The sequence below is a fragment of the Lysobacter sp. SCRH-1R genome, assembly GCF_057747855.1.
Map to the genome: position 1 here is coordinate 649,098 of NZ_CM173227.1, position 13,982 is coordinate 663,079.

General features: G+C 70.3%; 12 protein-coding genes. 11 read left to right on the top strand and 1 reads right to left on the bottom strand.

What is annotated here, in order from left to right; all coding sequences use genetic code 11:
- Positions 1 to 29: 29 nt before the first annotated feature.
- Positions 30 to 3,953, top strand: coding sequence for a phosphoribosylformylglycinamidine synthase (purL, locus tag AC3ANK_RS02940; RefSeq protein ID WP_484172090.1), 3,924 nt, complete (start codon positions 30 to 32; stop codon positions 3,951 to 3,953).
- Between the two features lie 508 nt (positions 3,954 to 4,461).
- Here purL and AC3ANK_RS02945 read toward each other — a convergent pair.
- Positions 4,462 to 4,995, bottom strand: coding sequence for a tetratricopeptide repeat protein (locus tag AC3ANK_RS02945; protein ID WP_484172091.1), 534 nt, complete (start codon positions 4,993 to 4,995; stop codon positions 4,462 to 4,464).
- 167 nt (positions 4,996 to 5,162) lie between these two features.
- Between AC3ANK_RS02945 and gspE the strand changes: the two genes are divergently transcribed.
- From gspE to AC3ANK_RS02995, 10 genes are all read left to right on the top strand, one after another.
- The gene (gene gspE, locus AC3ANK_RS02950; protein WP_206860045.1) at positions 5,163 to 6,884 is read left to right on the top strand and encodes a type II secretion system ATPase GspE; all 1,722 of its coding nucleotides are present in this window, start codon (positions 5,163 to 5,165) and stop codon (positions 6,882 to 6,884) included.
- Positions 6,885 to 6,888: 4 nt separating this feature from the next.
- Positions 6,889 to 8,106 carry a type II secretion system protein XpsF gene (gene xpsF / locus AC3ANK_RS02955; RefSeq protein ID WP_206860044.1) on the top strand — a complete coding sequence of 406 codons (1,218 nt, stop codon included), beginning with the start codon at positions 6,889 to 6,891 and terminating at the stop codon, positions 8,104 to 8,106.
- A gap of 203 nt (positions 8,107 to 8,309) precedes the next feature.
- A complete protein-coding gene (gene gspG, locus AC3ANK_RS02960) occupies positions 8,310 to 8,744 on the top strand; it encodes a type II secretion system major pseudopilin GspG (RefSeq protein ID WP_206860043.1) in 435 nt (144 codons plus the stop codon).
- A gap of 27 nt (positions 8,745 to 8,771) precedes the next feature.
- Positions 8,772 to 9,224 carry a type II secretion system protein XpsH gene (gene xpsH / locus AC3ANK_RS02965; RefSeq protein ID WP_242524989.1) on the top strand — a complete coding sequence of 151 codons (453 nt, stop codon included), beginning with the start codon at positions 8,772 to 8,774 and terminating at the stop codon, positions 9,222 to 9,224.
- On the top strand, positions 9,221 to 9,733 hold the full coding sequence (gene xpsI, locus AC3ANK_RS02970) for a type II secretion system protein XpsI (RefSeq protein WP_242524988.1): 513 nt from the start codon (positions 9,221 to 9,223) through the stop codon (positions 9,731 to 9,733). The genes xpsH and xpsI overlap by 4 nt, the downstream gene beginning before the upstream one ends.
- Positions 9,730 to 10,377, top strand: coding sequence for a prepilin-type N-terminal cleavage/methylation domain-containing protein (locus tag AC3ANK_RS02975; RefSeq protein WP_206860042.1), 648 nt, complete (start codon positions 9,730 to 9,732; stop codon positions 10,375 to 10,377). The genes xpsI and AC3ANK_RS02975 overlap by 4 nt, the downstream gene beginning before the upstream one ends.
- Entirely contained in the window at positions 10,374 to 11,267 is an 894-nt protein-coding gene (locus tag AC3ANK_RS02980; RefSeq protein WP_206860041.1) for a type II secretion system minor pseudopilin, read from the top strand. Before AC3ANK_RS02975 ends, AC3ANK_RS02980 begins: the two co-directional genes overlap by 4 nt.
- The gene (locus AC3ANK_RS02985) at positions 11,264 to 12,481 is read left to right on the top strand and encodes a PilN domain-containing protein (protein WP_206860040.1); all 1,218 of its coding nucleotides are present in this window, start codon (positions 11,264 to 11,266) and stop codon (positions 12,479 to 12,481) included. Before AC3ANK_RS02980 ends, AC3ANK_RS02985 begins: the two co-directional genes overlap by 4 nt.
- A 28-nt stretch (positions 12,482 to 12,509) precedes the next feature.
- Complete coding sequence (gspM, locus tag AC3ANK_RS02990; RefSeq protein WP_206860414.1) at positions 12,510 to 13,142, top strand: type II secretion system protein GspM; 633 nt, start codon at positions 12,510 to 12,512, stop codon at positions 13,140 to 13,142.
- Complete coding sequence (locus tag AC3ANK_RS02995) at positions 13,132 to 13,974, top strand: type II secretion system protein XpsN (RefSeq protein ID WP_484172092.1); 843 nt, start codon at positions 13,132 to 13,134, stop codon at positions 13,972 to 13,974. The genes gspM and AC3ANK_RS02995 overlap by 11 nt, the downstream gene beginning before the upstream one ends.
- Positions 13,975 to 13,982 lie beyond the last annotated feature (8 nt).

A 13,982-nucleotide genomic window follows, 5' to 3' on the forward strand; every position in this document is an offset into this window, starting at 1 on the left:
CGGGCCCGACGTTGCACGGTTCCCCGGACATGATCGTCCTCGAGGGCGCTTCCGCCCTGTCGCCGTTCCGACTGGAACGGCTCCAAGCCCGACTGCAAGCCCTCCATCCGTCCGTCCGCCTTCTCGGCGCATGGCCCGTCTACTGGGTCGAGCCGGACGCCGGCGCGACGCCCGACGCCGACGCGCTGCGTCGCATCCTCCAGGCCGGTTTCGATGCCGCACCGCGCGCGGACGGCGCGGTATCGCGCTACGTCACGCCGCGCCTGGGCACGCTGTCGCCCTGGGCGAGCAAGGCGACCGAGCTTCTGCACGGCGCAGAGCTCCCGGTGAAGCGCGTCGAACGCGGTACGCGTTACGACCTCGCCGGCTGGCCGTCGGACGCCCCGACGCAGGGCGCGCTGGCGAAGGTGCTGCACGACCCGATGACGCAGTCGTTGCTGGAAGCGCGCGAAGACGCCATCGCGCTGTTCTCCGTGCCGGTGCGCGGCGAACTCGAGCGCATCCCGCTGGCCGACCTGGAACTGGCGAACACCGGCCTGGGCCTGGCGCTGGCCGACGACGAGATCGCCTACCTGCGCGAGCGCTACGGCGCGCTGGGTCGCGTACCGTCGGACGTCGAGCTGATGATGTTCGCGCAGGCCAATTCCGAGCACTGCCGCCACAAGATCTTCAACGCATCCTGGACCATCGACGGCGTCGAGCAGACGACCTCGCTGTTCAAGATGATCAAGCACACGCACGCGACCACGCCGGAGTACACGCTCTCGGCGTACAGCGACAACGCGGCGGTGGTGGAAGGCTACGCGAGCCGTCGCTTCCGCCCCGACCCGCAGACGCATGCGTACCGCGAGGAAGCGCAGGTCGATTCGGCCTTCGCGATCAAGGTCGAAACGCACAACCATCCCACCGCGATCGCGCCGTTCCCCGGCGCGTCCACCGGCGCCGGCGGCGAGATCCGCGACGAAGGCGCGACCGGCCGCGGCGGCCGGCCGAAGGCGGGCCTGTGCGGTTTCAGCGTGTCGCACCTGCGCATTCCCACGCTGCCGCAGCCGTGGGAGCGCGAGCGTTCGCTCAACCCGCGCATGGCGTCCGCGCTGGAAATCATGATCGAAGGCCCGATCGGCGCCGCCGCGTTCAACAACGAATTCGGCCGCCCGAACCTCACCGGCTATTTCCGCAGCTTCGAGCTGGATGAAGGCACGTCTGTTGGCGGGGCTGTTGCCCGCGCCTATGACAAGCCGATCATGCTCGCCGGCGGCCTGGGCGCGATCGACCGCGTGCAGGTGAAGAAGCTCGGCCTGCAGCCCGGCGATGCGGTGATCGTGCTCGGCGGCCCGGCCATGCTCATCGGCCTGGGCGGCGGCGCGGCCAGTTCGGTGGCCTCGGGCGAAAGCCACGAGGAACTCGATTTCGCCAGCGTGCAGCGCGACAACCCGGAAATGGAACGCCGCTGCCAGGAAGTCATCGACCGCTGCGTCGCGCGCGGCGAGGACAATCCCATCGCGACCGCGCACGACGTCGGCGCGGGTGGTCTGTCGAACGCGATTCCCGAACTGCTCCACGACTCCGGTCTGGGCGGCATCATCGATCTGGCGAAGGTGCCCAGCGACGATCCCTCGCTCTCGCCGATGCAGCTGTGGTGCAACGAATCGCAGGAGCGTTACGTGCTCGGCGTGCCGGCCGACCGCGTCGAGGAATTCGCCGCGATCTGCGAGCGCGAGCGCTGCCCGTTCGCCGCCGTCGGTTTCGCGACGGCGGAGGAACGGCTGGTCGTCGGTTACGGCGCCACGCGCGAAACCGCACGCGAAGCCGGCCGCGACTGGCCGATCGACCTGCCCATGGACGTGCTGTTCGGCAAGCCGCCGAAGATGCACCGCGACACGCGCCGCCCGCCCGCCGCGCCGTGGCCCGCGCTGCGCTGGGACGGCCTGGAACTGCGCGATGCCGCGCTGCGCGTGATGGCGCATCCGTCGGTCGCATCGAAGAACTTCCTGATCACCATCGGCGATCGCAGCGTCGGCGGCCTGACCGCGCGGGACCAGATGATCGGCCCCTGGCAGGTGCCGGTGGCCGATTGCGCGATCACGCTCGCGGGCTTCGACGGTTTCGTCGGCGAGGCGATGGCGATCGGCGAGCGCACGCCGCTGGCGCTGATCGACGCCGCCGCCGCCGCGCGCATGGCCGTCGGCGAGGCGATCACCAACCTGTGCGCCGCGCCGGTGGAATCGCTGGACCGCATCAAGCTTTCGGCGAACTGGATGGCCGCCGCCGGCCACGACGGCGAGGACGCGCGGCTGTTCGACGCGGTCAGGGCCGTGGGCCTGGAACTGTGCCCGGAACTCGACCTCAGCATCCCCGTCGGCAAGGACTCGCTGTCCATGCAGGCGCAGTGGCATGCCGATGGCGAAGCGCACAAGTCGGTGTCGCCGGTGTCGCTGATCGTCAGCGCGTTCGCGCCGGTCGTCGACGTGCGCGCGCAGCTCACGCCGCTGCTGGCGCGCGAGGAAGAATCGGAGCTGTGGCTGATCGGCCTGGGCGCAGGCAAGCAGCGCCTGGGCGGTTCGGTGCTGGCGCAATGCCATCCCGACGCCGCGGACGGCCAGGGTTCGCTGCCCGCGTTCTCCGGCCCGCTCGGCGTGCCGGATCTCGACAACCCGCAGCGCCTGCGCGATTTCTTCGAACTCATCCGCGATGCACGCGAGGCCGGCCTGGTCCGCGCGTACCACGACCGTTCCGACGGCGGCGCGTTCGCGGCGCTGTGCGAAATGGCGTTCTGCTCGCGCATGGGCCTGGACATCACGCTGGACGGCTGGGGCGACGATCCGTTCCGTACGCTGTTCAACGAGGAACTCGGCGCGATCGTGCAGGTGTCGGTCGAGGATCGCGCCGAATTCGCCGACCTCGTCGCGCGCCACGGCCTCATCGACTGCGCGCAGCGCATCGCCCGCCCGACCACCGCGCCGGCGATCCGTGTGCGCGACGACGGCAAGACGCTCGTCGAGTGGCGCTGGGACGAACTCTTCGATGCATGGTGGTCCACCAGCCACGCGATCCAGAAGCTGCGCGACAACCCGGAAGGTGCCGACGAGGAACGCACCGTCGCACGCGACTTCAACGCGCCGGGCCTGAAGCCGAAGCTGGCGTTCGATGCGTCCGACGACATCGCCGCGCCGTTCATCAACACCGGCGTGAGGCCGAAGGTCGCGATCCTGCGCGAGCAGGGCGTCAACGGCCAGATCGAGATGGCGCTGGGCTTCACGCGCGCCGGTTTCGAAGCGGTCGACGTGCACATGAGCGACCTCATCGCCGGTCGCTTCGACCTGGCCGACTTCAAGGGCATCGCCGCGTGCGGCGGTTTCAGCTACGGCGACGTGCTCGGCGCGGGCCGTGGCTGGGCGACGTCGGTGCTGGAACGCAGCGCGCTGCGCGACGCGTTCGCCGCGTTCTTCGCGCGCCCGGACAGCTTCTCGCTGGGCGTGTGCAACGGCTGCCAGATGCTCTCGCAGCTCAAGCCGATCATCCCGGGTGCCGGGCACTGGCCGAAGTTCCTGCGCAACCGCAGCGAACAGTTCGAAGCGCGCACGGGGCTGCTGGAAGTCGTCGAATCGCCGTCGCTGTTCCTGCGCGGCATGGCCGGTTCGCGGATTCCGGTCGCCGTCGCCCATGGCGAAGGCCGCGCCGAGTTCGACAGCCCGCTCGACCAGAGCGCCGCGCACGTCTCGCTGCGCTACGTGGACGGCAACGGCCACGCGGCCACGCGTTACCCGCTCAATCCGAACGGTTCGCCGGACGGTATCACCGGACTCACCAGCGCCGACGGCCGCGCGACCATCCTCATGCCGCACCCCGAGCGCACGTTGCGCACGGCGAACCTCAGCTGGGCGCCGGCGGAGTGGGGCGACGATTCGCCGTGGATGCGCCTGTTCCGCAACGCGCGGGTGTGGGTGGGGTGAGCGGTCGCTGAGAGTGCGCGACGGGGCGAGTGGCCCCGTTGCGTCTCATAGCGATTTTCTTCGCGAAGTCGCGAAGTCGCGAGGAAGCGACGCGGCGTGATGCGTGGATTCCCGCTTCGCGGGAACGAGGGCAGAAGAGCGCCGCTCCTTCCGACGGCGCTCGGAGCCTGGTCGGACATCTCCAGTCAGTACGTCGCGCCGGCGAAAGTCGGCCCCCAGACACACAGGCGCGCGGCGTACCCGCCATCCAGACGTCATCCCCGTGAAGGCGGGGATCCAGGCTTGCGTGCATCACCGCTTCCGGAGAGCGGAATCGCCGCGGATACATGGATTTCCGCCTTCGGGGGAACGACGGCAGACGCAAAAAAACACCGGCTCCTGCTGAGGACACCGGAGCTGGGTTGGCATCCACTCCACCGACGCATCGGCTCAGGAACACCGGATACGCCCGCCATCGGCGTCGCCACCTGCGCGCCCCTGCAAGCGACGACGCCGAAGCCGAGCCGCCTCACTCCTGCGGCTTGACGTCCAGATACGCGCCCGCCATGTGCAGCGTCGCCCACAGGTCTTCCGGTTCGATCGCGACCGAGCGGTCGAACATCTGCTCGGCCGTCTGCCGGTCGCCGTTGAGCAGGTAGAGCGCGCCGACTTCGGCCAGGCCGGTGCCGTCGTCGTCGGTGGTCTTGAAATACTGCTGGAACAGCGGCTGCGCCCGGGACCACTCGCCGGCTTCGCTGTACACGCGGGCGATGCGGAACACGTCGCTGTCCTCGTGCTTGCCGTTGAGGATGGCGTCGAAGATCGCCTGGCCTTCCGCCTTGAATCCCCCGAGGTAATACACGCGGCCCACCGCGATCTGCTCCCAGCTGCCCTTGCCGGCCTGGATGCGTGCGGCGGCGAGCAGCGCCTTCGCCGCGTCCTGGTTCTGCCTGGCGTGGTACATGTCCGGCGCGGTGCGCTGCGCCTTCTGCGCGGTGTAACCGGCGCCGGCGCCGGCGATGAACACGGCGACGGCCGCTGCTGCGGCGCAACGGATCTTCATGCGTTGTCTCCCCTGTGAACGGGGCCAAGCGTACGCGATCGGCGCGGGCCGGCGTCAGGGAAGGGCGTGGTGACAAAAGCGCGTGGCGTCTGCGCGCTTCCGTCAACCTCGGCCTGCTAAAGTCGAAGGCCCCATCGCGGAGGACGGTCGGCAACGACCTGACAAGCGTGAACGCCGTCGCCAACGACCTCATTCCCCCCTCGGACGCCGAGCACCGCATCGTCGACGCGCTGCTCGCCAAGGGCCGCCTCAAGGATGCCGACCTCACCCGCGCACGCCGCCTGCAGGAGGAAACCGGGGGCAGCCTGCTGGCGTTGCTCGCCCGGCTGGGCCTGGTGTCCGAGCGCGACCACGCCGAAACCTGCGCCGAAGTCCTCGGCCTGCCGCTGGTCGCCATCAAGGACGCACCGGAGCTGCCGCCCGAAGGCGTCGCGCTGTCCACCCGCTTCATGAAGCAGTTCGCCGTCTGTCCGGTCGGCGAGAGCGAGGCCGCCGTCGACGTGCTGATGGCCGATCCGCAGGACGAATACACGCGCGACGCGCTGCGCCTGGCGACCGGGCGCGACATCCATCCCGCCGTGGCCCTGCGTTCGGAAATCGGCGACCTCGTCGAACGCTGGTACGGCCAGGGCCGCAGCGCGATGGGCGCGATCGTCGAAACCGCCGAGGGCGAAGGCGCGGGCGGCGACCTCGACGACGTCGAACACCTGCGCGACCTGGCATCCGAAGCGCCGGTGATCCGGCTGGTGAACCTGATCATCCAGCGCGCCGTCGAACTGCGCGCGTCCGACATCCACATCGAGCCGTTCGAGAACCGCCTGAAGGTGCGTTACCGAATCGACGGCGTGCTCAGCGAAGGCGAAAGCCCCCCGGCGAACCTCACCGCCGCCGTGATCAGCCGCATCAAGATCATGGCCAAGCTCAACATCGCCGAGCGCCGCCTGCCGCAGGACGGCCGCATCATGCTGCGCGTGCAGGGCAAGGAACTCGACCTGCGCGTGAGCACCGTGCCGACCGCGCACGGCGAAAGCGTGGTGATGCGACTGCTCGATCGCGAAACGGTGGTGTTCGACTTCAAGCGCCTGGGCTTCACGGACGCGTTCCTGCCGCAGTTCCAGAAGGTGCTCGACCAGCCGCACGGCATCCTGCTGGTCACCGGCCCGACCGGCTCGGGCAAGACGACCACGCTGTACACCGCGCTGAGCAAACTCAACACGCCTGACGTCAAGATCATCACGGTCGAGGACCCGGTCGAATACCAGATCGAAGGCATCAACCAGATCCAGGCCAAGCCGCAGATCGGGCTCGATTTCGCCCATGCGCTGCGCAGCATCGTGCGACAGGACCCCGACATCATCATGATCGGCGAAATGCGCGACCTGGAAACGTGCCGCATCGCGATCCAGTCCGCGCTCACCGGCCACCTCGTGCTGTCCACGCTGCACACCAACAACGCGGCCGGCGGCATCACGCGCCTGCTCGACATGGGCGTGGAGGATTACCTGCTGACCTCCACCATCAACGGCATCCTCGCGCAGCGCCTCGTCCGCCGCCTGGAACAGACGCATGCGCGTCGTTATCCGGCCTCGCCGGAGGAAATCGAGCGCTTCGATCTACGCCGCTACCAGCCCGAAGGCGAGATCTTCCTGTACCACCCGATGCCGTCGCCGATCGCGACGACCGGTTACCTGGGCCGCACGACCATCATGGAGTTCCTGGTCATGAACGACGAACTCCGTCGCGCGGTGATGCGCCACGCCGGCATGGGCGAGATCGAGCAGATCGCGCGCCAGAACGGCATGCGCACGATGTACGAGGACGGCATCGCCAAGGCCCTGCGCGGCGAGACGACGATCGAGGAAGTGTTGCGCGTCACCGAGGACGCGTAACGCCATGCCCCTCTACCACTACAAGGCCCTCAACCCGCGCGGCGAGCTGCTCGACGGCCAGATGGAAGCCGGCAGCAGTGCGGAGGTGGTCGCGCGCCTGCAGGAGCAGGGGCATCTGCCGGTGGAGGCGAAGCTCGCCAGCGAGGCGTCCGGGGCGTCGGTGTGGAAGGGGCTGTTCAAGGCCAAGCCTTTTGCCGGTGCGCGACTGGTGCAGTTCACCCAACAGCTTGCGACGCTGCTCGGGGCGGGACAGCCGCTGGATCGCGCGCTCACGATCCTGCTCGAACTGCCCGAGGACGAGACCGCACGTCGCACGATCGGCGATGTGCGCGATGCGGTGCGCGGCGGCAGTTCGCTGTCGACGGCGCTGGAGCGCCAGCACGGCACGTTCTCGCGGCTGTACGTGAACATGGTGCGCGCGGGCGAAGCCGGCGGCAGCCTGCAGGAAACCCTGGCGCGACTGGCCGATTACCTGGAACGCACGCGCGCCCTGCAGGGGCGCGTCGTCAACGCACTGATCTATCCCGCGATCCTGCTGCTGATGGTCGGCGGCAGCCTGCTGTTCCTGTTCGGTTACGTGGTGCCGCAGTTCGGCGCGATGTACGAAAGTCTCGATGCCGAGCTGCCGGTGTTCACGCAGATCGTGCTGGCCATCGGCCTGTTCGTGCGCGACTGGTGGATCCTGCTGCTCGCGGTGCCTGCGCTGGCGCTGTGGTGGTTCGATCGCAAGCGTCGCGATCCGGTGTTCCGCGAAGCCTTCGATGCATGGCTGCTGCAGCGGCGTTTCGTCGGCGGCCTGGTCGCCAAGGCCGAAACCGCGCGACTGGCGCGCACGCTCGGCACGCTGGTGCGCAACGGCGTGCCGCTGATCACCGCGCTGGGCATCGGCCGCAACGTGCTGGGCAATCGCGTGCTGGCGGCGGACGTGGACGCGGCAGCGCAGGAAGTGAAGAACGGCGTCGCGCTGTCCACCGCGCTCGGCCGGGGCAAGCGCTATCCGCGGCTGGCGCTGCAGATGATCCAGGTCGGCGAGGAGTCCGGCGCGCTGGACGCGATGCTGGTCAGGACCGCCGAGACGTTCGAACAGGAAACCTCGCTGGCGCTGGACCGCATGCTGGCCGCGCTGGTGCCGGTGGTGACGATCGTGCTGGCGGCGGTCGTCGGCGTCGTCGTGCTGGCGGTGCTGATGCCGCTGTACGGGCTGACGAACGCGATAGGGTGAGTCCGCAATGCGGGTCTGCGGCCCGCTCGCGGACGCCTCACGCAGCGGGGCGGCATCGCGACGAAGCGCGCCGCGAGGCCCGCAAGGCGACATATGCCCCTTCACACCGGCATCGCAGGAACTGAACATCGCCCCCCGCAGTCAGTCCACTTGCAATCGTTTTCGGGTAAACATCCCCTCTTCCGGACTCCAAAGGAACCCACATGCGCAACCGCCGTTCACCGACCCGTTCGCCATCGGCCGCCCGCCAGCGCGGCATGAGCCTGATCGAGATCATCATCGTGATCGTGCTGATCGGCGCGGTGCTGGCCTTCGTCGGCAGCCGCGTGCTGGGCGGCAAGGATCGCGGCGACTACAACATCGCCAAGGCGCAGGTGCAGACGATGGCCGGGAAGGTCGAGTCGTTCCAGATGGACACCGGCCGCCTGCCGACCTCGCTGGAGGAACTGGTCACCCAACCCGCCGACGTGAACGGCTGGCTCGGCCCGTACGCGAAGCCGGCCGAGCTGAAGGACCCTTGGGGCCACGCGCTCGAATACCGCGCGCCGGGCGAAAGCGGCCCGTTCGACCTGGTCAGCCTGGGCAAGGATGGAAAGCCGGGCGGCACCAGCGTCGACGGCGACATCAAGTACGAGTAAGCGCGAGCCCAGCGGGGGCATTCGGCCATGCATCGCGCGCGGGGTGTGTCCCTGCTGGAAATGCTGCTGGTGATCGCGCTGATCGCCGCCATCAGCGTGCTCGCGCTGGCGGCGATGAGCGGCGGTCGCGAAGGCATGCAGCTGCGTTCCAGCGCGAAGCAGGTGTCCGCCGCGCTGCGTTTCACCCGCACCCACGCGATCGCGACCGGGCAACCGCAGCGCTTCACGCTCGATCCGGCCAAGCGCGCCTGGGCCGCGCCGATGGGGCGCCGCGGCGACATCCCGCCTTCGTTGCGCATCACCTTCACCGCCGCGCGCGAAGTGCAGCCGCGACGCGGCGAAGGCGCGATCGTGTTCTTTCCCGACGGCGCCAGCACCGGTGGCCGCGTGCAGCTCGCCGCGCGCCGGGCAGCGTGGAATATCGACGTCGCCTGGCTCACCGGCGAAGTGAAGCTGCGGCGCGCGCAGGCCCAGCCATGAACGGGGAACGAGTGGAGAGGAACGGGAAACCAGTCACGGCCACGCGCCGATGCGCGCTTTCGACGCGTTCCTCGTTCCTCTCCGCTCGTTCCTCGCTCCAGACCGGCTACACGCTGCTGGAAGTCATCGTCGCCTTCGCGCTGCTCGCGATGGCGCTCACGCTGCTGCTCGGGATCCTGTCGGGTTCGACGCGGCAGGTACGGCAATCGGCCGACGCCGGACGCGCCGCGATGTACGCGCAGTCGGTGATGGACCAGGTCGGCGTCGGCGAGCGCCTGGCGGCGAGCGAGCGCGATGGCGAGTTCGAGCAGGGCCGTTATCGCTGGCGCCTGCGCGTGGCGCCGTGGCGCGATCCCGCGGTGGCCGCCAGCGGCCAGCCGATGACGCTCGGCGGGCCGGAACTGTTCGAGATCACCCTGGCGATGCAGTGGGGCGACGGGCCGGGGCAGCGCCTGCAGCTGCGCACGCTGCGCATCGCCGCGGCCGGCAGCGGAGGCGTGCTGCCATGACCCGCGCGCGTGGCTTCACCCTCATCGAAGTGCTGATCGCGATGGTGCTGCTCGTCGCGGGCCTTTCGCTGGCGTTCGCCACGCTCGGCGCCGCCACACGCACGACCACGCGCGGCGAGGCGATGGCCGGTCGCAGCGAGCGCATGCGCACGGTCGAAGGCTTCCTGCGCGCGCGCCTCACCGGCACGCGGCCGATCCCGTTCGACATCGACCAGTCGCGCGCGATCGCCATCCGTTTCATCGGCGAGCGCGAGCGCATGCGCTTCGTCGCCGACATTCCCGATTACCTCGGACGCGGCGGCCCATACCTGCACGATTTCCGCATCGAGGACGCAGGCGAGGGCGTGCGGATGACGCTCGCGCTGAGCATGGTGCAGGCCGGCAAGACCGTGGAGGAGCGCGATCCGCGCCCGCCGGAGCAACTGGTGGGGAACCTGCGCGAAGCACGCTTCCGCTATCGCGCGCTCGATCAGGAGGGGCGCCTCGGCGAGTGGCTCGACACGTGGGAAGCGACCGAACAGCTGCCGCTGCTGGTGGAAGTGACGATGGTCGACCGCGACGGCGTGCCATGGCCGCCGCTGATCGTTTCGCTGCCGCTCGCGCCGGCGTTCAGCGCGTACGCACAACCGGTGCAGACGCAATGACGCGCGCGCCGCGGACTCCCTCACGCGCACGCGGCGCCGCGCTGATCCTGGTGCTGTGGCTGATCGTGCTGCTGACCGCGCTGATCGGCGGTTTCGCGCTCGCCGCACGCGTGGAGGCGTTGCAGGGCCGCGTGCTGGTGCGCGGACTGGTGGCGTCCAACGCCGCGCGCGCGGGGCTGGAATATTCGCTGACCCGCGTCGCGCTGCCGGACGCGCGCCTGCAGTGGAAGCCCGACGGCCAGCCGCACCCCTGGCGCTTCGGCGATGCGCAGGTCGAGGTGAGGATCGTCGACGAGAACGGCAAGCTCGACATCAACCAGGCGCCGCATCCGCTGCTCGCCGCGTTGATCCAGCGCCACGGCGTGGAGCCGTCCGAGGCCGGGCGCATCGCCGGGGCCATCATCGACTGGCGCGATGCGGACCCGCTGACCCAGCCCGCCGGCGGCGCCGAGGACGGGGACTACGAAGCTGCCGGCCGCCCCTACGGCGCCAAGGACGCGGACTTCGAAAGCGTGGCCGAACTGCTGCAGGTGCTGGGCATGACGCCGGAGCTGTACGCAAAGCTGGAACCGGACCTGACCGTCTTCAGCGGCCGAGCCCAGCCGGATCCCGCGTATGCGTCTGCGGTACTGCTCGATGCGATGGGATTGAACGGCGCCGAGCTGGTGGCCCAGCGCGGTCGACCGGCCGGTTCGCTGCCCGTGGACGGTGCCTCGACAGGCCCGAACATGGCCGGCGCCGGCAGCGGCACCTATAGTATCGACAGCCGCGCGCGGCTTCCGGATGGTCGTCAGTCGCTGCTGCGAGCGGTGGTTCGTACGGGCGGAGGAGGCCTGCCTGGCATGGCGTACGTGCCGTTGCGCTGGGAGGAGGGAGCATCACCGCGATGAACGCTAGGAGCGAAAGCCGGTCCCCGAACCGGCCTGCCGCCGACTGGGCGCAGGACCGGCTGCGTCGCCTGGGCGCGCGCCTCGCGCCCGGCGCGGGCGGGTTCGCGCACTGGTGGGCGCACAACCTCGCCGCCTGGCTGCCGGCGCGGGTGCGCCGCGTGCTCGGGTTCGATCGCGGCCGGCTGCTGCTGCAGGTGCAGGGCGATGCGGTGCAGTTGCGGCTCCAGCAGGCCGGCGATCTCCGCGACCTCGGCGCGGTGCCGCAGCTGGCGTTGCCGGACGAGGACGCCATCGTCGCGCCGGTGGATCCGCTGGCGACGCTGCTTCCGTCGCGCCTGGCCGACCTGCCGCGCTGGCTGCTCCTGCCGGCCGCCGCCGGCCTGCGCCGCCGACTGACCCTGCCGGGCGCCGCGGGCGACCGGCTCCGCGACGTGGTCGGTTTCGAGATCGACCGCCAGACCCCGTTCTCCGCCGACACCGTCGCCTTCGACGCGCGCGTGCTCGGCCGTCGCGATACCGATGGGCTGATCGAGGCCGAACTCGTCGTCGTGCCGCGCCAGCGCCTGGAGGCGCCGATGGCGGCGCTCGGCCCGATGGCCGGATCGCTGGCCGGCATCGACCTGTGCGCCGAGAATGGCATGCCGCTGGGCGTGAACCTGCTCGATCCAGCGCTGCGTCGCCGCCACGGCGATGCCTTCCGCTACTGGAACCTCGCGCTTGCCGCGCTGGCGGTGATCGCCGTCGCCGCGACGATGTGGCAGCTGCTCGCCAATCGCCGCGCGGCGGCCGACGAACTCGAAGCGCGCATCGCCCAGCAGGCGACCGCCGCGCGCGACGCCGCGGCGCAGCGGCAGGCGTTGATCGACCTCATCGAAGGCCAAGCCTTCCTCGACCGCGAGCGCGCGCAGCGGCCGACCACGGTGGAAGTGCTCGACGAACTCACCCGGCGCCTGCCCGACAGCACGTACCTGGAAAAGCTCGCCGTCGAGGACGGCAACCTGCTGATGATCGGCCTCAGCCGCGAGGCGCCGTCGCTGGTGCAGCGCCTGCAGGGATCCAGGCTGTGGCGCGCGCCGTCGCTGACCGGCGCGCTGATGCCCGATCCCGTGACCAGCCGCGACCGTTTCACCCTGACCGCCGAACTCGGCGCGCCCGCGCCCGCCGCGCAGCGCGCACCCCCGCAACCGCAGCCGGAGGACGCCGATGGCGGTTGAACCGACTTCCGTGCAGGCGCAGGTGCCGATGGCGACGCCGGCGCGACGCATCGGCCGCGACCAATGGCTCGCGCTCGGCCTGCTGCTCGCGGCGCTGCTGCTGGGCTATCTGGTGCTCGTGCATCCGTGGTTCACCGCGCCGATGCTGGAAGCCAACGAACGCGTCGAAACCCTGCAGCAGCGCGAACTGCGCCAGCGCATGCAACTGCAGCAGGCGCCGCAGGTGCAGCAGCGCCTTGCGCAGGTGCGTGCGCAGCAGGCGCGTTCGCCCGGATTCCTTCCCGAAAGCAGCGCGGAACTGGCGACCGCCGGCCTCGTGCAGCGGCTGGAACGTGTGGTCGCCGAGGCCAGCCCGGGCAATCGCAGCTGCGCGATCAGCAACCGCTCGCCGCTCAGCGAGCCGCGCCGCGAACGCTACGCGCGCGTGATCGTGCAGGTGCGCCTGCGCTGCGGCACGCCGGAACTGGCGAGCGTGCTGTACGCGCTGGAAAGCGGATCGCCGCGCCTGTTCGTCGGCAACCTCAACCTGTTGTCCTCGCGCGGCTACTTCCTGCCCGGCGCGAACCAGCCCAGCGGCGACGGCGGACTCGACGTGAGCTTCGACCTCTACGGCTACCTGCGTCCCTCGCCCAACACCGCGGAGGTGCCGCGTGCGCCTTGACGACGCCGGTCCGCGCACCTGGCTGCTGGCGACCGTCGCCGGCTGGGCGGTGCTCGCCTGGGGCTTGGCGGTGTTCGGCATGGGCCGGCACGCGCAGGCCCTGGACGCCGATCCCGGCCTGCTGCGCCCGTTGCCGAACGCGCGGCCTCCCGCGCCGCAACGGCTCGGCCCGTTGTCGCAGTACGCGGCCATCGCGCAGCGTCCGCTGTTCTCGCAGGATCGCCAGCCCAAGCCGTTCTTCCTGCAGGGCGACGGCGAGGGCGAAGGCCAGCAGACCGCGTTCGATTACGTGCTGACCAGCGTGCTGATCACGCCGACCCTGCAGATGGCGATCCTGCAGCCGGCCGACGGCAGCGAATCGGTGCGCGTGAGGCTCGGCGAAGTGCCCGAATCGCATCCGGCCTGGCGCCTGACCGCGCTGGATGCACGCAGCGCCGTGTTCGAAGGTCCAGAAGGTCGTCGCGAGATGATGCTGCGCGTGTTCGACGGGCAGGGCGGCCAGCCGCCGACCGCGGTGAACAACGCGCCGCCCGGTGCGAACCGGGCGCAGCCGGTGGGCGTTCCGGTCACGCCGCCGCCGAGCGCTTCGACCAGCGCCGCACGCCCCGCCGCCAACGCGCGTCCGGCGAACAACGCCGCCGCGCAGAACCGCAGCGCGAACGGCAATGCCAACCCCCAGGCGCAGCCGGCCCCGCCGCCTGCGCCCGAACCCAGCGAAAACACGCCGATGACGCCGGAGGCGCAGATGGAAGCCATCCGCAAGCGGATCGAAGCGCGTCGCGCGCAGATGCGGCAGCAGCAATCCGCGCAACCCCCGGCCCAGACGCCTTGAGAGACTGC

What these genes read in the sequence shown, in the direction of transcription:
- AC3ANK_RS02985 (WP_206860040.1), top strand. Translation starts at nt 11,264, where the DNA reads ATGAACGCTAGGAGCGAAAGCCGGTCCCCGAACCGGCCTGCCGCCGAC.
- xpsI (WP_242524988.1), top strand. Translation starts at nt 9,221, where the DNA reads ATGAACGGGGAACGAGTGGAGAGGAACGGGAAACCAGTCACGGCCACG.
- xpsF (WP_206860044.1), top strand. Translation starts at nt 6,889, where the DNA reads ATGCCCCTCTACCACTACAAGGCCCTCAACCCGCGCGGCGAGCTGCTC.
- AC3ANK_RS02980 (WP_206860041.1), top strand. Translation starts at nt 10,374, where the DNA reads ATGACGCGCGCGCCGCGGACTCCCTCACGCGCACGCGGCGCCGCGCTG.
- AC3ANK_RS02945 (WP_484172091.1), bottom strand. Translation starts at nt 4,995, where the DNA reads ATGAAGATCCGTTGCGCCGCAGCAGCGGCCGTCGCCGTGTTCATCGCC.
- purL (WP_484172090.1), top strand. Translation starts at nt 30, where the DNA reads ATGATCGTCCTCGAGGGCGCTTCCGCCCTGTCGCCGTTCCGACTGGAA.
- gspM (WP_206860414.1), top strand. Translation starts at nt 12,510, where the DNA reads ATGGCGACGCCGGCGCGACGCATCGGCCGCGACCAATGGCTCGCGCTC.
- gspG (WP_206860043.1), top strand. Translation starts at nt 8,310, where the DNA reads ATGCGCAACCGCCGTTCACCGACCCGTTCGCCATCGGCCGCCCGCCAG.
- xpsH (WP_242524989.1), top strand. Translation starts at nt 8,772, where the DNA reads ATGCATCGCGCGCGGGGTGTGTCCCTGCTGGAAATGCTGCTGGTGATC.
- AC3ANK_RS02975 (WP_206860042.1), top strand. Translation starts at nt 9,730, where the DNA reads ATGACCCGCGCGCGTGGCTTCACCCTCATCGAAGTGCTGATCGCGATG.